At 64.0% G+C, this 17,554-nt stretch carries 12 protein-coding genes; 11 read left to right on the top strand and 1 reads right to left on the bottom strand.

The genetic code is table 11. The features are described from left to right. Nucleotides 1-1,328 precede the first annotated feature (1,328 nt). The 11 genes from ACP69S_RS20780 (at nucleotide 1,329) to ACP69S_RS20830 (ending at nucleotide 13,693) form a co-directional block, all read left to right on the top strand. The gene (locus tag ACP69S_RS20780; RefSeq protein WP_426000485.1) at nucleotides 1,329-1,958 is read left to right on the top strand and encodes a lytic transglycosylase domain-containing protein; all 630 of its coding nucleotides are present in this window, start codon (nucleotides 1,329-1,331) and stop codon (nucleotides 1,956-1,958) included. Next, entirely contained in the window at nucleotides 1,958-2,281 is a 324-nt protein-coding gene (locus ACP69S_RS20785) for a TrbC/VirB2 family protein (RefSeq protein ID WP_426000487.1), read from the top strand. Before ACP69S_RS20780 ends, ACP69S_RS20785 begins: the two co-directional genes overlap by 1 nt. A gap of 2 nt (nucleotides 2,282-2,283) precedes the next feature. Then, nucleotides 2,284-2,571, top strand: coding sequence for a type IV secretion system protein VirB3 (locus ACP69S_RS20790; RefSeq protein WP_426000489.1), 288 nt, complete (start codon nucleotides 2,284-2,286; stop codon nucleotides 2,569-2,571). Next, nucleotides 2,550-4,925, top strand: a complete 2,376-nt coding sequence (locus ACP69S_RS20795) for a VirB4 family type IV secretion/conjugal transfer ATPase (protein ID WP_426000490.1) — start codon at nucleotides 2,550-2,552, stop codon at nucleotides 4,923-4,925. The genes ACP69S_RS20790 and ACP69S_RS20795 overlap by 22 nt, the downstream gene beginning before the upstream one ends. Then, nucleotides 4,922-6,109: a type IV secretion system protein gene (locus tag ACP69S_RS20800; RefSeq protein ID WP_426000492.1), complete on the top strand. Its 1,188-nt coding sequence runs from the start codon at nucleotides 4,922-4,924 to the stop codon at nucleotides 6,107-6,109. The genes ACP69S_RS20795 and ACP69S_RS20800 overlap by 4 nt, the downstream gene beginning before the upstream one ends. Continuing rightward, entirely contained in the window at nucleotides 6,106-6,858 is a 753-nt protein-coding gene (locus ACP69S_RS20805) for a TrbG/VirB9 family P-type conjugative transfer protein (RefSeq protein WP_426000494.1), read from the top strand. Before ACP69S_RS20800 ends, ACP69S_RS20805 begins: the two co-directional genes overlap by 4 nt. After that, nucleotides 6,855-7,994, top strand: coding sequence for a TrbI/VirB10 family protein (locus ACP69S_RS20810; RefSeq protein ID WP_426000496.1), 1,140 nt, complete (start codon nucleotides 6,855-6,857; stop codon nucleotides 7,992-7,994). Before ACP69S_RS20805 ends, ACP69S_RS20810 begins: the two co-directional genes overlap by 4 nt. Beyond that, a complete protein-coding gene (gene virB11 / locus ACP69S_RS20815) occupies nucleotides 7,991-8,974 on the top strand; it encodes a P-type DNA transfer ATPase VirB11 (RefSeq protein ID WP_426000498.1) in 984 nt (327 codons plus the stop codon). Before ACP69S_RS20810 ends, virB11 begins: the two co-directional genes overlap by 4 nt. 72 nt (nucleotides 8,975-9,046) lie before the next feature. Next, complete coding sequence (locus ACP69S_RS20820; protein WP_426000500.1) at nucleotides 9,047-10,768, top strand: DUF1800 domain-containing protein; 1,722 nt, start codon at nucleotides 9,047-9,049, stop codon at nucleotides 10,766-10,768. A gap of 8 nt (nucleotides 10,769-10,776) precedes the next feature. Further along, entirely contained in the window at nucleotides 10,777-12,138 is a 1,362-nt protein-coding gene (locus ACP69S_RS20825; RefSeq protein WP_426000501.1) for a DUF1501 domain-containing protein, read from the top strand. A 154-nt stretch (nucleotides 12,139-12,292) separates the two neighbouring features. Continuing rightward, the gene (locus ACP69S_RS20830; RefSeq protein WP_426000503.1) at nucleotides 12,293-13,693 is read left to right on the top strand and encodes a cation:proton antiporter; all 1,401 of its coding nucleotides are present in this window, start codon (nucleotides 12,293-12,295) and stop codon (nucleotides 13,691-13,693) included. 88 nt (nucleotides 13,694-13,781) lie between these two features. Here ACP69S_RS20830 and ACP69S_RS20835 read toward each other — a convergent pair whose 3' ends face one another. Then, entirely contained in the window at nucleotides 13,782-16,202 is a 2,421-nt protein-coding gene (locus ACP69S_RS20835) for a family 16 glycosylhydrolase (RefSeq protein WP_426000505.1), read from the bottom strand. Nucleotides 16,203-17,554 lie beyond the last annotated feature (1,352 nt).

Here is a 17,554-nt window from a genome sequence, read left to right on the forward strand (position 1 = left end):
AGAACTGTTCCAGAGGCTGAGCGTATTGAACTCGTCGCTGAAGGTCAGAGTCGCTGGACTTGTCGGCATGAGGCCCCCGGGAAGCTACAATAGTCTTGGCGTCCTGCTTCGTCGGAGGCCGTTACGAATATAGAAGTTTCTAGTTTTCACTTCTCGCGTTAGCGCGTTTTGAATATCGCGATGAAGCCATTTTCTATATTGTTTCTAATTGATTTTATTTAAACTAAAACAAATCTACATCGATCACACAACGTCAATTATCGCCAGAAGTTGTTATTAATCTATTGAAAACCTATAAGTTTAATGTTTTGGTAGCTATAGTTTCTAAATTTGGCCTTCAGTTTCACAATCACACCCCTTATCGGCGCGTGAAAACTAAAGTTCGCCGTGCGATTTGCCGCAGGCGACCACAAATACAGATATTAATATTATGTTTACTTAAATTCTGAGTCTAGAAATCGGCAGCGAAGAGCGTCGATACGTTAACTGGTTCGGGAAGGGCCAATTTGCCTGCGGAACTTCGTTGCTGCTCAAGCTTGGGTCGCACACGCCGCCCCTTACCGGGGCTCCCGATAGGCGCTCAGACCTCGGGACGATCGATAGGCGTTTCCACTCAGGAGTCCGCCGCAGGGCTGGGGCTGGACTCAACAGGCAGCTGCCGAGCGCCCCAGCGTCAATTGCCGCACACGGCGGCGACTGCAGGGCATCGGTCGAGGATCTCGTGAAGGCGGCCGTCGCACTGCGATGCGAGGAGGACATCGACGTCCCCTTCCCCGCTCCCGCCGCCTCGATCCTTGACGAGTTACGAAGCCAGCGGAAGGCGCGGGTCCGACGACCAGGGCCGCCTTGCCGCGCCCCTGACTCCCCCAACTGGGATCTGAAGGCGTTCGATGGCTCAGACTGGACGGGCGGAGCACGCCTGCAAGGTGGCTTTGCGTTCGGGCATGCGGCGAGAAACAAAGACAAGCGCGCAGAGGCCTTAGCGTCGTTCGAAAAGCGCAGAGGCAGACCCCCCTTAACGCGGCTCTGCGCCTTATCGCCGCCTATCGCTCCAGCGCCTCGAAGGACGCCAATCGGCGGTAGCGGCCTCACGCTCGGAAATCCTGCGCCCCAGCGCAACCTTTTGAATTAAGTAATTAATGGATCGTTAACTGTCTATTACTCGACAATACGGAAAGCTTCGCCTTAAATCCTGCAAATGTTTCAGTATTTTTGACAGTCTTTGAAAATTGAAAGCGCGATGTCCTGCCGCATTACATGGCCTGATTGTGGGGAGTACACCTTGTTCACCATACTGATTTGAACCCAACGAGCTGAAGGGGGCGTCATTGAAGTTCACGATTGTGCGCCAGGTGCTCCTGGCGGCGACTGCGGCCGGCTGCCTGCTCGGCGGCCAAGCCGCCGCGCAGGTGCTGGAAATCGGTGACGAGGGCCAGGTGACCCGTTTCGACGGACCCGCCGTCTTTACGCTCGATAGGTCTGAAGCCCTGGGTGCTTCCCTGATCGCGCCGCGGTCTGGGCTTTCGACCAGCGCCCTCCCGGAAGAGGTTCGCGTAGCCCTGACCCTGGCTGCCGCAGACTATGCGCTCGACCCCAAGTTGGTCGAGGCCGTGGCCTGGCGCGAGAGCCGGTTTCACCATGCCGCTCGCTCCTCCAAGGGCGCGGTGGGCGTCATGCAATTGATGCCCGGCACCGCCCGCGATCTGGGTGTCGATCCTTCGGACATGGCTCAGAACGTCAAGGGCGGGGCGATGTATCTGCGCCAGATGCTCAACCGCTTTGGCGGCGATGTGCGCCTGGCCCTGGCCGCCTACAACGCCGGTCCCGGTGCTGTGCTCAGGCACGGCGGCGTGCCGCCCTATGCCGAAACCCAAGCCTACGTCACCGCCATCCTGGGCCGTATGGCCAACAGCAGCGCGAACCTGGCCGCCCTCCCCGCTCTTGGAGCTTCCAACTGATGCGCAAGTTTTTCTACCCCCGCCCGGCTGTCTTGGCCTCCATTCTCAGCGCTGCCGCCAGTCAGGCCCACGCCCAGGCCATTCAGGCCGATCCGCAAGGCTCCGGCGCCCTGCTGGCCGGAGTGCAATGGCTGCAAGGTACGCTCCTGGGCAATGTCGCCACCGTCGCGGCCGTCATGGCTGTGGCCGCTGTCGGCTTCATGATGCTGACCGGGCGGATGAACTGGCGCTATGGCGCAACCGTCATCCTGGGCTGCTTTATCCTGTTTGGCGCCACGACCATCGTCAGCGGCATCCGCACAGCGGCCGGCGGAGCGATCTGAGCATGGCCGCCCCGCTCGATCGCGACGTGGTGTTTGGCGCTCTGACCCGGCCGCAGATGTTTGCGGGCGTGACCTACAGCTACTTCGTGATCAACGGGGTGGTCACCACCGAGCTCTTCCTGATCACCAAATCATTCTGGGCCATCGCCGCGGCGCTGGTGATCCACGCGATCGGCTACGCCGCCTGCCTGCGCGAGCCGCGCATTTTCGACCTGTGGCTGACCAAGGTCAGCCGCTGCCCCCGCGTTCCAAATTTCAGGGCCTGGCGATGCAACAGCTACCAAGCCTGAACCGTCGCAAGGAAGTCTCGGCGGGTCAGCGCCTGCCCTATGGCCGCCATCTGGACGACGCTACGCTGGAGACGCGCGATGGCCTGCTGATCCAGGTGATCCATCTGGCCGGCCTGCCGTTCGAGACCGCCGACAGCGAGGAACTGAACTATCGCAAGGCCGTGCGCGACGTGATGCTGCGTGGCCTGGCCAGTTCGCGGTTCGTGCTCTACCACCACATCGTCCGTCGCGAGGTCGCCGCCCAAACGGAGGGCGAGTTTGCCGACGATTTCAGCCGCGACCTAGACGCGGCCTGGAGCGAGCGGCTCGCCGCGCGCAAACTTTACGTTAACGACCTTTTCCTGACGATCGTTCGCCGGCCTCTGCAGGGCCACGGCGGTATCGTCGATGGCTTGTTGCGCGCCCTCAAGGGCGCCGGCAAGGCTGAGGCCGCCGCGCTCCAGGTCCAGGATCGCCGCGAACTGGACAGCGCACGCGATAGCCTGGTCTCGGCCCTTGCTCCCTATGGCGCGCGCGTCCTGGGACAGTATGACGGCCCCGCCGGCCGCTGCTCTGAGCCGCTGGAATTCCTGTCCTGCCTCTATAATGGCGAGATGCGGCCGGTGCAGACGCCGCAAGGCGACGCCGGCGAATACCTGCCCTATCGCCGCGTCAGCTTTGGTCTGGAGACCCTTGAGTTGTCCCGCGCCGGCGCTCTGCCACGCGGCTTTGGAGCCTTGGTGTCGATCAAGGATTACCCCGCCCAGACCCAGGCAGGCATGCTCGACGACCTGCTGCGCCTGCCGTGCGAGATGGTCGTCACCCAAAGCTTTGGCTTCGTCGATCGGCAGCCAACCCTGGAGCGCATGAACCTGGCCTTGCGTCGGATGAAGGCCGCCGACGACGACGGCATCAGCCTGCGCGCCGACATGGCCCGCGCCAAGGACGATGTGGTCTCGGGGCGCGCGGCCTTTGGCGAACACCATCTGTCGGTGCTGGTGCGCGGTCAGAGCCTGGAGACTCTGGACCGCTCGACGGCCGAGGTGATGTCGGCCTTCACCGAGATGGGCGCCATCGCCGTGCGTGAGGATATCAACCTGGAACCAGCCTTCTGGGCTCAGTTCCCGGGTAATTTCAAGGACATTGCCCGCAAGGCGATCGTCTCGACAGCCAATTTCGCGGGCCTGGCCAGCGGCCACAACTTTCCGGTTGGCAAGGCACAGGGCAACCACTGGGGCCCGGCCGTGACCCTGCTGGAGACGACCTCGGCGGGTCCCTATCACTTCAATTTCCACAAGGGCGACCTTGGCAATTTCACGATCATCGGGCCGTCCGGCTCGGGCAAGACCGTGGTGCTGAATTTCCTGCTGGCCCAAGCCCGCAAATACAATCCGCGCATCGTCTTCTTCGACAAGGACCGAGGCGCCGAGATCTTCCTGCGCGCCATCGGCGGTCGCTATGAGACGCTGCGTCCCGGCCAAGCCACGGGCTTCAACCCCCTGGCTCTGCCCGACACCGCGGCCAACCGCCGCTTCCTGACCGACTGGCTGGCGCGCCTTGTCGCCGTACAGGGCGAGATCCTCACCGCCGACGACGCGGCGCGGATCAAGGACGCGGTCGACGCCAATTTCGATCAGGCGCCGGGCTTGCGTCGCCTGCGATTCATGGCCGAGCTCTTCAAGGGCGCGCGTCGACCCGACGCCACCGACCTCGCCGCGCGCCTGGCGCCCTGGCATGGGGCCGGCGAGCACGCCTGGCTATTTGACAACCAAAGCGACGAGCTGGATCTGGACCAGGCCACGCTGGGCTTTGACATGACCCAGCTGCTGGACGATCCGGCGCTGCGCACGCCGGCGATGATGTACCTGTTCCATCGAGTCGAGCAGCGTCTGGATGGCCATCCAACCCTGATCGTCATCGACGAGGGCTGGAAAGCGCTGGACGACGATGTCTTCGTCGCCCGCATCAAGGACTGGGAAAAGACCCTGCGCAAACGCAACGGCGTGGTCGGTTTCGCCACCCAGAGCGCTCAGGACGCCCTGGAAAGCCGTATCGCCAGCGCCATCATCGAGCAGGCCGCCACCCAGATCTTCATGGCCAACCCCAAGGCCCAGGCCAAGGACTACTGCCAGGGCTTTGGCTTGACCCAGCACGAGTTCGAGCTGGTGAAGACTCTTCCCGACACCGCTCGCTGCTTCCTGATCAAGCATGGGACAGACAGCGTCGTGGCCCGCCTCAACCTCGCAGGTTCGCCGGAACTGCTGTTGGTCTTGTCCGGTCGCGAAAAGACCGTCCGGTCCCTGGACGTCCTGCGCGATCAACTGGGCGACAAGCCGGAGCAGTGGATGCGCCAGTTGCTGGAGATGGCCGCGTGACTCCCGCCGCATGCCTCACAGCCGATCAGGCCATGGTCCAGGGCCTGCTGAACGCGGTCGATTGCCGGGTCCATGACTTGGCGCAGGCCGGCTATGCGACCCTGGCCGCGCCCGGCTCACCAGTCGGCAGCCTGCTGACCGTGTTACTGACCCTCTATGTCGCCTTCATCGGCTACCGCCTAATCCTGGGTCGCGCCGGACTGAAGATCGGCGACGTGACGATCTCGATGCTGAAGATCGGGCTGATCGTGGCCCTGGCCACCAACGGCTCGCTCTTCCAAGTCCTGATCTACGACACCCTGACCACCGCGCCCGCCCAGCTTGGCGGTTTGCTGCTCAGTGGGCTGCAAGGTCAGGGCGCGATCGATCCCTATCTGGGCCTGCAGGAGGCCTTCGACACCCTGCAAAAGTCGGCCGCCCTATTCTCCAGCCGCGCCGGCGGGGGCGACACCACCCTGCAAGGCGGACCAGGCTTTGCGGCCTTTGCGGTCAATAGCGGCGGGATGATCCTGCTGCTCTCGACCCTGGGCCTGGTCCTGGCCAGCAAGGTTGTGCTCGCCGTGTTGCTGGCCCTGACGCCGTTGGTCGCCGGCCTGCTGCTGTTCGAGACGACGCGCGGCTTGGTCGAGGGTTGGCTTAAGGCCATGATCGCCTTGGCCCTGATCCCCATGGTCGCGACCCTGACCCTCTGTCTTGAGCTGGCCATGCTTGCGCCGTCGCTAAGCGCCCTGACGCAGATGCGCGGCCTGCAGCAATTTGCCGAGTTCGACATCGGCCCGGCGGTCACCATCCTTACACTGACATTAGTCTTTGGTCTGGTGATGGTGCTGGCCGCCATCGCCCTGTCCGTCGTCGCCGCCGGCCTGCGCCTGCCGCGCGGCCTTGCCGGCTCAACCCTTTCGGGCGCGGAGCAGGCGCAGGCCGATGGCGCCCGCTACGCTGGCCCCGATATCGAACCCCGCAGCCGAGCCGCCACCATCGCGGCAGCGGCCGTGGCTCTTGATCGCCGTGAGGCCGCGGCCCCGTCCATGGGACCGGCCGGTCCTCGTTATCTGACCGTCGTCTCTGATCGAGGCCCGGCCGCACCCCCGACCCCGGGCGGCGCCGGCGCGCCGCTGGGAACCAGTTTTCGCCGCAACCCCGCGACCCGCGCCACCGCATCGAGCGCCCGGAGAGACCAGTGACCGTCCCCGCTTTTCGCTCTCATGCCGCGATGATCGCCCTAGCGTTCGGCTGGGCCTTGGCCGGTCCAAGCCTGGCCTCGACGCCGCGCCCGGGCCTCATCGATCCGCGTATTCGGACCGTGGCCTACAACCCTGATCGGATCGTCCGTCTCACAGGCTATTTCGGTCTGCAGACCATGCTGGAATTTGCCGCCGACGAGCGGATCGAGAATGTCTCGATCGGCGACGCCTTGGGCTGGCAGGTCACGCCCAACAAGAAGGCCAACCTTCTATTCCTCAAGCCGCTCGACCGGGTCGCAGCCACCAACATGACCGTCGTGACCGATCGTCGGCGTTATGTCTTCGACCTGATTGTCGCTCCGCCCAAGGCCTCAACCAGGGATCTGGCCTATGTCGTGCGCTTCCAGGTTCCAACGCCCGTGATGGTCTCAACTGCCCCGCCGCAACCGGCGCCGGCTGCGCCGATCGTCCGCAACAGCGCCTACAGCCTGCAAGGCCCTCTTTCCATCCAGCCAACCCGGGTCTTCGACGATGGCCGGGCGACCTATTTCGCCTGGCCGCCGCAAGCCGATCTGCCGGCCGTCTTCGTGGTCGGCGCCGATGGGGTCGAGGGCCTGGCCAACGCTGTCGTGCGTGACGGCTATCTGGTCGTCGATCAGTTGGCCCCGCGCTTTGTTCTGCGCAGCGGCTCCCTGTCGGCCACCGTCGTCAACTCCGCCGTCGCAGCAAGCGCGGGGGGCACCCGATGAACACGAACGATCATGATCCGCGCCAGACCGGTGAAGTCATCGACGACCTCGCCGTCGCCGACGCCCAGGCGCAGCCCGCCGTCGCCCGCGCCCATGCCGGCGTGCCGACACCTGTGATCCTCGCCGGCTTTGGCCTGATAGGTCTTGGCCTCTTCTTCTGGATGTCGGCCAACCGAACTGACGCCAATGCCTCTACGCGCCCATTGTCGGCCCGGGCCCAGGCGATTTCGACGGCCATGCCAGCCGTCTTGCCGACCAGCGGCCCCCTCTATGCCGTGCCGGCTCCGCAGTTCAGCGTGGATAACGCCATACCCGTTCCGCAGATGATCAGCGCGCCCCGGCAGGCTGCTCGATCGGGTGCGCCCGCGATGGATCTCGCCCAGCGCCGCCGCGCGCCGACCCTAGTGGTCGATTTCGGCGGCGAACGCCCGGCCGCCCTGATTAAGGCCGGCGGTGACGGCGCGCCGATGATCCCCAAGGGCACGACGGCCGCTAGCGCTCTCAATCCCGACGAGCGCTTCGCCGACCGCGTCTCGATGTCCGAAGCCGAGCCGGCGCGGGCCGTAGCCATGCGCGATCTCGACGCCACCATTCCGCAAGGCGCGGTGATCCCGGCCGTGATGGAAACGGCAATCAATTCCGATCTCCCCGGCCTGGCCCGCGCCATGGTCGTGCGCGACATCAAGAGCTTCGACGGCTCCACCGTCCTGATCCCACGCGGCAGCCGGGTGATTGGCCAGTACAAGTCCGGCGTAGCGCTGGGCGCCTCACGGGTCTTCGTGATCTGGACCCGGATCATCCGTCCGGACGGCGTGTCGATCCAGATCGCCTCACCCGCCGCCGATCCGCTGGGGCGCGGCGGCCTTGAAGGCAAGGTGGACCGTCATTTCTTCGGCCGCTTTGGCGGCTCAATCCTGATGTCGGTGCTCAATGCCGGCGTCGCCGCGGTCGGCAACGCCCGCTCGACTTCGCAGATCTATATCGGCACAGCGGCTGAAGCCGCCAATCTCGCCAGCGCCGTGGTCAAGACCGACCAAGGCGTGGCCCCGACCATCCAGACCCGTCAGGGCGCGCCTGTGACGATCTTTGTGGCGCGGGACCTGGACTTCTCCGGCGTAAGAGGCGGGCGGTCATGACCGAGCACGTCCCCCATCTTGGCGTCTATCTTGAGGCCTATCTCGCCCCAATGGCCCCGTGGCTGAACGATCCGGCGGTCACCGACATCTACGTTAACAAGCCCGGCGAGCTTTGGGTCGAGCGCCTGGGCGGCGGTCTTCGTCGCTTTGAGGTTCCAGCCCTGGACGAGGCCAATCTCTGGCGTCTTGCGCGCCAGGTCGCAAGCCTGGCCAGCCAGGGGATAAGCCGCGAGCATCCCTTGCTTTCGGCGATCCTGCCCGATGGCGCGCGGGTTCAGGTCGTCGCCCCGCCCGCCACACGTGGCGGCCTGGCCCTTGCGATCCGCAAGCACGTGGTCAGCGACATGACCCTGGCCGAATATGCCGCTGCTGGCGGGTTTGTCGGGGCTACGACGCCCCAAGTCAGGCCTGACGCCGCCTTGCGGGTTCTCCTCGATGCGGGCGACGTCGAAGGCTTCCTCGCCGCCGCCGTCCGCGCCGGCAAGAACATCGTCATCAGTGGCGGCACCTCGACGGGCAAGACCACCTTCCTCAACGCCCTGCTCAAGGAAATCCCCCTCGACCAGCGTCTGGTGATCATTGAGGACGCCCCGGAAATCCGGCTGGTCCATCCCAACGCCGTCGGTCTGGTGGCTGTGCGGGGCGATCAAGGCCAGGCGCGGGTGACAGCAGAGGATCTCCTGCAGGCCTCGCTTCGATTGCGGCCTGATCGCATCATCCTGGGCGAGCTTCGCGGAGCCGAGGCCTTCAGCTTCCTGCGCGCCGTCAGCAGCGGCCACCCTGGCTCTATGACCACGGTGCATGCCGATGACGCGGCCGGTGCGGTCGATCAGCTAGCTCTGATGGCCTTGCAGGCCGGGGCCAATCTGCGCCGCGCCGATGTCGTCGACCATGTGCGCCGGGTTGTCGATATCTTCGTCCAGCTTCAGCGCCGAGATGGCGTCCGCTCCGTCCGAGAGGTGGTCTTCACCGACCGCTAGCACGCCCTTCAACCCCTTTTTCAAGTGTCATGACGCGCCGGGCCTCCAGGCGTGGTCGGGGAAGTCTTGTCCATGCGTATCGCCTATCTGACCTCCACCGCGCTTTTAAGCGCCACCCTTTTCCTCTCGGCTTGCGGCGGCGGCGGATCGCCGGCCACGAGCGCCGAGGGCGCCCCGGCGCGGGCGCGTGGCGAGGAAACCGCGCCGCCGCTGGTTCAACCGGGAGAGAGCGCGCGGATCACGCCCGGCGAGGCCGCGCGGTTGGCCAAACAGGCCAGCTTTGGGCCCACCTCTGAACTGATCGATCACATGGTCGCTCTGGGAAGCGCCGAGGCCTGGATCGACCAGCAGTTCACCCTGCGCTCCAGCACCTATGCCGATATCGCTGCAAAGCCGGTGGGGACCAACCATTGCAACGGCAAGACGGGTCAGGAGCTGACCGACTGCAATCGCGACAACTATTCGGTCGTGCCGATGGCCATGCGTTTCTACGCCAATGCGATAGGCCGCGACGACCAGTTGCGCCAGCGAACGGCCTTCGCCCTGTCCCAGATTCTGGTCGCGTCCGACTTGGAGGTTCACACCACGGCGGGCCTGGCGACCTACAACCAGATCCTGATCGACAACGCCCTTGGCAATTACCGCGACCTCCTGGCGGGCATCACCCTCAACCCGTTCATGGGCAACTTTCTGGACATGGGCGACAGCCACAAGTCCACGCCCAACGAGAACTATGCCCGCGAGTTGATGCAGCTCTTTTCCCTGGGCACCGCGCTGCTCAATCCCGACGGTACGCGCCAAGTCGATGCGGCCGGCGCGCCCCTTCCCGCCTACAGCAACGCCGACGTGAAGGAAGTGTCCCGCGCCCTGACAGGCTGGACCTGGGCCAGACTCGATGGCGCGCCGTTCAGTGACTACGCCAAGCTCGACTATACCAAGCCGATGGTGGTCAACGCCTCGCGTTTCGACACCGGCGCCAAGGCGTTTCTGGGCAAGACGATCCCGGCCGGCTCCAGCCAGCAGGCCAATGTCGACGCGGTGCTCGATGCCGTCTTCCACCATCCCAACACCGGGCCATTCGTTTGCAAGCGCCTGATCCAGCAATTGGTCACCGCCAATCCTACCCCGGCCTATGTCGCACGGGTCTCGGCCAAGTTCGCCAACAACGGCGCGGGCGTGCGCGGCGACATGAAGGCGGTCATCAAGGCCGTCCTCACCGACAACGAGGCGCGCGCCGCTTCGCCCTTCCCCGGCAAGGTCAAGGAGCCGGTGCTGCTGGCCACCTCGCTGGCCCGCGCCATCGGTTTCACCAGCGACGGCTATGCGCTCTACACGCGCGACTCGGCCATGGGGCAACGCCCCTTCAGCGCCCAGTCCGTCTTCAACTACTACCCCTACGACTTTCCCCTACCGCTGGGCGACGGGGCGGTCAGCCCGGTCAGCAAGCTGATGACCACCTCCACCAGCATCTCGCGCCACAACTTCATCTATGACTGGACCATCGCCGGCGAGCAGACACGCGGTGAGTTCCAGCCCCAGGCGGCGATTGTTGGCTCCACCGGCACAAAGCTTGGATGGACGACCTGGGAGGCGCTGGCGAACAACGAGAGCCAACTGCTCGACCGGATCAATCTCCTGCTGCTGAACAGCACGATGACCGCCGCTCAGCGCCAGGCTCTGTCTTCGGCCATGGCCGCCTTCAAGAACACCGACCCCGCCCTCCAGGCCCGCCGGCGCGCCCAGGTCGCGCTCTATGTCGCCGCCTCCTCCCCCCTGTTCCAAGTCGATCGGTAAGCGTAGCCATGACCATCTCCCGTCGCTCACTTCTGCGCCTTGCCGCCGGCGGCTCCGCCGCCGCCGCACTCAGCCAGCTCACCTTGGCCAGCGCCATGGCCGACACCTCCACCTACCGCGCCATGGTCGGGGTCTTCCTGTTTGGCGGCAACGACGCCTGGAACATGGTGGTCCCGACCGACGGCCGGTACGCAACCTATGCCAGCCAGCGCGGCTCGGGCATCGCCCTGCAGCAATCAAGCCTTGTGCCCCTCACGGGCACGCCGTTTGGCCTGCATCCCAGCTTCGACACCCTCAAGCCCGCCTGGGATGAGGGCGCGCTGGGCGTGGTGCTCAATGCTGGCACCCTCTTCCAGCCTCTGACCAAGAGCCTCTACACCAGCCGCCCAGATCTGCGCCCCCTGAACCTGCTGTCCCATGACGACCAGCAAAACCAGTGGCAGGGCGGGCGCATGCGAGCGACCAATGTCGACGGGTTCATGGGCCGCATGAACGACCGCGCCGAGAAGGCCAATCTGCCGCCGCTGATCTCGATCGCCGGCTCGCATCTGGCCCTGATCGGCGACCGCACCGCGCCTCTGGTTCTACCCTCGAGCGGCGCGATCTCCCGCTACGGCTACAACGCCGCCTCAACTGACCCCGCCACCAAGGCGCGTCAGGCGGCCCTGGACGTTTTCGCCGACGGCTCGTCCTATGGGGCGGTCACCGACCTGACTGGCAAAGGAATCTCCTCGGCCTACGCCCAGGCTGTCGCAGCCAACACCGTGGTCAGCGCCACGACCTCGGTCGTCGACAAGTTCTTCGTCAATCCGACCACGGGCGTGGCCCTCACCTCGGAAATCTCCCGCCAACTCCTGCGGGCCGCCCGGATGATCGAGGCGCGCGCCAGCCTGGGTCACGCCAAACAGACCTTCTTCGTCAGCCAGGGCGGCTATGACACCCATGTCGGACAGTTGGGGTCCCACATCAATCTCTACCGCGACCTCTCCATGGCTCTGGCCGGTTTCTACAACGCCATGAAAGCCCTGGGCTTGGGCAACAACGTCACCGCCTTCACGATGTCAGACTTCGGGCGTGTGTTCAAAGGCAACACGCAGGCGGGGACAGACCATGCCTGGGGCTCCAACCACCTCGTCCTGGGCGCCGCCCTGGCCAAAGGGAAGATCCACGGCCGCTACCCGGACATGAGCTTCGGCGGACCCGAAGATTCGGCCAATGATGGCCGGTGGATACCCAGCATCGCGACAGAGGAATATCTCGGCGCGATTGCCCAGTGGTACGGGGTCAGCGCTGCGGACCTCCCCTATATCTTCCCCAATTGGTCGACCTGGAACGGCGGGGGACGAGGACCTGTGCCAATGTTTGGCTGAATGCGCTCCTCCCGATCGGGAGAGTGTGGGCCGATATGCTCCGCAGGCGTCCAATCATTTCCTTCGGGATGCGCGTACCTGTCGCGGTTTGCATCCGCGCTTGCTAACTGCACGGGGGCTTGGCGCCATCGGCAATCCGGCGCGTTGATGCGCGATGCATCTGGACCCCTACATCCTGTTCCTTTTCGGCGTTGGCGTGATCGTGCTGCTGGTGGCCTGGCTGCCCCTAGCGTTGCGCGACCTGCCGCTGTCGTTGGCCATCCTGTGCGTCGCTGCGGGAGTCGTGATCTTCCAGACCGGCGGGCTGGCATTCCGGCCTAACCCCCTGCGGTATTCAACGCTCACCGAAAAGCTGACCGAGTTGGTCGTGCTGGTCTCGTTGATGGGTGCGGGGCTGAAGATCGACCGTCGCATCGGCTGGAAGGCCTGGAGCTCGTCCTGGCGACTGATCTCCATAACCATGCCCCTGACCATCGCCGGCGTGACGCTGATGGGCGTCTACGGCTTGGGCCTTGGCCTGGCCTCGGCCTTGCTGCTGGGCGCCGTGCTGGCCCCGACCGATCCGGTCCTGGCCTCCGACGTCCAGGTCGGGCCGCCCCGCTCCGGGGAAGACGGCGAGGCGCGCTTCGCCCTGACCTCGGAAGCCGGGCTCAACGACGGCTTTGCCTTTCCGTTCGTCCATCTGGCCGTCGCCCTGGCGGCGACCGGCGGCGTGCTGAAACCCGACCTTCTGAGCCATTGGCTGGCAATGGATGTCCTGTGGCGCATCGCGGCCGGCATCGCCGTGGGCTGGGCGGTGGGCAAGGGCCTGGGCTGGATCACCTTCAAGGCGCCGCGCGCGCGACTGTCAGGCACCGGCGACGGCCTGGTGGCGCTGGGCGCGACCCTCTTTGCCTATGCCGTGGCGGAGGCGGCGCATGGCTATGGCTTCCTGGCGGTCTTCGTTTCCGCTCTGACCCTGCGGGCGACAGAGCGCGATCATCAGTTTCATGACGCGATGCACGACTTTGCCGAGCAGGTGGAGCGCCTGCTGATGATGTTGGTGCTGGTCCTGCTGGGCGGCGCCGTCGCCAATGGTCTGCTCGCGCCGCTGACCTGGAAGGACGCGGCCCTGGGGCTGGCGCTGTTGTTTGTAGTGCGTCCGCTGGCTGGCTGGATCGGCCTGATGGGTACGCCACACTCGCGCCGCGAGCGGGCGCTGGTGTCGTTCCTCGGTATTCGCGGGATCGGCTCGTTCTATTATCTGGCCTGGGGGCTCAACCACGGACAGTTCGACGGCTGGGCGCGGCTGTGGGCGATCACCGGCTTTATCGTCCTGTGTTCGATCCTGATCCATGGCGTGACCGCGACGCCGCTGATGAAGACGATCGACACCTGGCGGCGCGGATCGGGCCGGGCTGGTCCAAAGGACCAGACTGCTGATGATGGCAGGGGCGACAGGGCGGATGAGGATGCCCAGCCCTCCAAAGAAGCCGCCGCCCCATTAGCCGATTTTGCCGCCCCTCAGGTTCCGGACGTTCTGTCGGACGATGATGGCCGAGTCCGGCCGATGTGAACGTTCAGAACAGCGCAGTTCCACGGCCAGATATAGCACGAGAGCGGAGCCCGCACCGGTTGGCAGGGGCTCCGCATTTTTCGATCGCTCAGGCGAAAAGCCAGTCGCCGGCGTGGAGACTGGACGGGGCCACCCCATTGAGGGTGGTGATGGTCGTCGGCCAAGGGTTGCCAGAGCCCCAGCCGTCCTGGTCGAACGACACCTTCGTCCCGCCCGCGCCATCATGGTCGAGGCGCAAATAGCCATCGGCGACCGGATTGCTACCGCGATAGCCAGCGGATGCGAACAGTGATCGAAGGTCCAGAATATCACTGCCGGGCGCAAAGTCGGTGATCTGACCCGCACTCCACGGCTTGGCGGGGAACTCGAACCGGTCGGCGCCGCCGCCGCCTGTAAGTCGATCAGCGCCCTGGCTGGCCAACAGAATGTCCGCGCCTGGCCCGCCTGTCAGGGTCGATCCCGGCGTGGTCGCGACCAGCTTTACGCCGGCGGCGGGCGATGGGTCGGGCGTTGCGCCCGCTCCCCCCAGGACATTGGCCGAGGTCAGGCCGCTGGGTCCAACGCCGACCAGGGTCGTCACATGAAACTTGATCATGTTGCCAGAGCCAGCGCCGTCGGTGTCGACGAGAACCTTGGTTCCACCCATGCCGTCGGAGACGAAGCTCACATAGCCATCGGCCACCGGGTTGGAGCCCTTATAGCCTCCGCCGTAGAGACCCGAAAGATCGAGCTTGTCGGAGCCGAGCTGGAAGTCGGTGATCTGCCCCGCGCTCCAGGGCATGGCCTTGAAGACGAAGGTGTCGGAGCCTGCGCCGCCGGTCAGCCTGTCGGAGCCCTGGCTGGCGTTGAGAACGTCATGGCCGCCGCTGCCAATCAGGTTTGCGCCGGGATAGGAGGAGGTCAACACCTGTCCGCCGCCTGTCCCAGGCGTGGAGGGAGGGACAGCGCCCGAACCGCCAAAGAGGGTGGCGTCGTTCAAGACTCCAGGCGCCACACCGGCCACGGTGGTGACGTGGAACTTGATGCTGCTCGCGCCGCCGGCGTCGGTGTCCAGCATGACCTTGGTCCCGCCGGCTCCGTCAGACGCCAAAGTTACATAGCCATTAGCGATCGGGTTGGAGCCCCCATAGCCGTTCGTGTAGAGGCCGGCGAGACTGACCTTGTCGACTCCGGCCTGGAAGTCGGTGATCTGGCCCGCGCTCCACGGCATGGCCTTGAAGGCGAAGGTGTCGGAACCCCCGCCGCCCGTCAGCCTGTCCGAACCCTGGCTGGCGTTCAGCACGTCGTTTCCGGCGCCCCCCACCAGCGCTGCGCCCGGATAGGGTGAATTCAGCACCTGATCGCCCGTCGTGGGGAGCGGCGCAGGCGGAGGCGGTGTCACGACCGGCGGCGTTGGCGCGCCGCCCGCTGGTGGCAAGGCGTAGGTCCGGACGTAGTCGATCTTCATTTCCGCCGGCCACGGAGTGGAGGCGTTCGGCGAGCCGGGCCAATTGCCGCCCACCGCCAGATTGACGATCATCCTGAGCGGTTGATCCATGTCGGTGGGTGTCTGTGTCTTCCAGACGGGCGTTCCGTCCACATAGAAGGTGATGTTGTCGGGGGCCCACATCGCACCGTAGGTGTGAAAGCCGTCAGGATAGGGGTTGAAGCTGGCATTGCCGATCGCCGGGACGGCGTGGGAGTGCAGGGCGTTGTAGGCGACCTTGGTGTCGCTTCCCAAGCCTTCGAGCACGTCGATTTCGCGGTTCTGCTCGCCGATCAGCCAGAAGGCGGGCCAGAGTCCGTCGCCCTTGGGCAACTCGGCGCGCATCTCGAAGTAGCCGTAGGTCTGGGCGTGCTCCGAATAGAGCATGCCGGACGAATATTTGTAGCCCCACATCTGGGACGACTGCCAGTCATTGACCGGCTGCGCCTTCAAGCTCAGGACGCCGTTGTTGAAAATGTAGGGGTTGAGACCGAGCGGTGCCCCGGCAGTGCCCTTGAAGTCCGCGCTCGTGTAGATCTGTTGCTCGGCGTTATTGGGCAGGGTGAAGCTGTTGCGCCCATCCCCCGCATAGCCGAAGTTCGTGTCCCAGTTCGTCCCGATAGTGCTCGGATTATCGAACTCCTCGCGGAAGGTGGGCGTGCCTAGGGCTGCGTAGTTCAGCGGCAGCTGGAAATCGTCGGCCTGAAACTGGCCCACGGTCGTGTTGCGGAAGGCGATCATCGTCCCGCCGTCGTTCAGGATGACGTCCGAGCCCTGCTGGGTCATCGCCGACTTTACCGCGTCGAAGCTGGTCAGAGGCCCGCCGATCAGGCGAAGAGTGTCCGCGGTGTTGAAGTTCTGGATGACCTTGTTGCCCTCTCCCATGGCGATGATGAAGGTCGTGCCGCTGCCGCCACTGCCGACCAGCACGTCTTCGCCATGGCCGCCATAGAGGAGATTCCGGGAGTTTTCGGCGACCAGTACGTTGTTGGCGGCGTTGCCGGCCGCATAGCTTCCATCACCGAACACGATGAGGTTGTTCATCGGACTATGAGAAGAGAGCGTGTAAGATTGCCATATCTTCGCAGTATCGACCCCACTCTGCGGTGTGATCTGTTGCCACTCGTTGGCTAACCACTGGAAGCTCGAGTTCGTTTGCGCCAGCCAGGCGCCTGAATAGTTCTGATAAGCCAAGGTGAACCCCGTCGCTGGAAATGCGGTGTTTGAAAGTCAGCGAACGGCTTGGCCGAGCGCGCTACCCCTTGAGAAGTCGATCTAGACGACGTCGTCAGCGGTCGCAACGAAGAATTGCGGCAGCGCTTCGAGTTTTATGTCGAGACAATATTCAACGTGAATGACAATCGGCGAATTTATGCAAAACATATTTCAGCCCTATTTAACAAAAGGGTGAATTTGTCAAAACTATAGTTCGTGTATAGACGTTTATATTTATGAACCGCACGGGGCTACATGGCGGGCGGGCAATATTAGTCCGCTAGCGGGCGGATACGGCTTCTTGCCAGAAGTGTCTCTGCGCCGGACTGGACTCAATGCAGATGAAAGCGGCGCATCATTGCGGGCCGCTCTAGCCATCGGGCCTTGGTGAACAGATCGCGCGGTCCGTCAGTTCATGGGCGCGCCTCGGCGCCGCGCTCACGCATTCACGGCGTGGCGACGCACTGGAAACAAGCTGTAAAAACTCCTCGCCGGGCCGATGACCGCGAAAAAGTCTCGCCATATAAAAAGGTGGCGCTTTTCCACGCTTGGCATAAGCTTCACTATAACCATCTCAATGGTCAAGCTTATAGAAGGAAGAAAGTTTCCGTTTACCTGTAACGCGCGTCACGAAACAATGTTTCAACGCTTAAGCGCCTTTTTAAATGCTATTTTCACTGCTCCCATGGTCTCGTGATCCTTGCGAGGGGAATCGCAATCGACTTGTCACGGCAGGTAAAAACGGCGTTAAAAATGTTTTTAGACAGTCCTGCGGCAAAATGCACGGCGACTTTAAGAGTCTACATCGATATACGGGTTTCAGTTATTATAATTCACACGCTGTCGGGGCGTGGATAACTATCAGGGCGTAAACTACCAATATTGCATTGAAATAGGGGAGGCATCTTTACCGAATTATTTTCGGATGGATGTCGATCAATTGCTCCGCTGGTTAAAGCGGTAGCGTGACTTCATGCAATTTCATTGAACACATGGCTCTGAGAGGCCGCGCTAACCGCGCGAGCCACTCTCTAGCCCGAACCTTTTCTCGTGGCGACGCCCAAGGACTGGCAGCGCCGCATTTTACTGCAGCTTTCCCGGGGGGGGGCGTCATGCCGACAAGTCCAGCGACTCTGACCTTCAGCGACGAGTTCAATACGCTCAGCCTCTGGAATAGTTCC

The sequence above is a fragment of the Caulobacter sp. DWR1-3-2b1 genome, from assembly GCF_049895765.1.
Classification (GTDB): domain Bacteria; phylum Pseudomonadota; class Alphaproteobacteria; order Caulobacterales; family Caulobacteraceae; genus Caulobacter.

Excerpts from the sequence above, each read along its gene's own strand:
- ACP69S_RS20785 (WP_426000487.1), top strand. The coding sequence starts at position 1,958 with ATGCGCAAGTTTTTCTACCCCCGCCCGGCTGTCTTGGCCTCCATTCTC.
- ACP69S_RS20790 (WP_426000489.1), top strand. The coding sequence starts at position 2,284 with ATGGCCGCCCCGCTCGATCGCGACGTGGTGTTTGGCGCTCTGACCCGG.
- ACP69S_RS20795 (WP_426000490.1), top strand. The coding sequence starts at position 2,550 with ATGCAACAGCTACCAAGCCTGAACCGTCGCAAGGAAGTCTCGGCGGGT.
- ACP69S_RS20810 (WP_426000496.1), top strand. The coding sequence starts at position 6,855 with ATGAACACGAACGATCATGATCCGCGCCAGACCGGTGAAGTCATCGAC.
- virB11 (WP_426000498.1), top strand. The coding sequence starts at position 7,991 with ATGACCGAGCACGTCCCCCATCTTGGCGTCTATCTTGAGGCCTATCTC.
- ACP69S_RS20820 (WP_426000500.1), top strand. The coding sequence starts at position 9,047 with ATGCGTATCGCCTATCTGACCTCCACCGCGCTTTTAAGCGCCACCCTT.
- ACP69S_RS20825 (WP_426000501.1), top strand. The coding sequence starts at position 10,777 with ATGACCATCTCCCGTCGCTCACTTCTGCGCCTTGCCGCCGGCGGCTCC.
- ACP69S_RS20830 (WP_426000503.1), top strand. The coding sequence starts at position 12,293 with ATGCATCTGGACCCCTACATCCTGTTCCTTTTCGGCGTTGGCGTGATC.
- ACP69S_RS20835 (WP_426000505.1), bottom strand. The coding sequence starts at position 16,202 with ATGAACAACCTCATCGTGTTCGGTGATGGAAGCTATGCGGCCGGCAAC.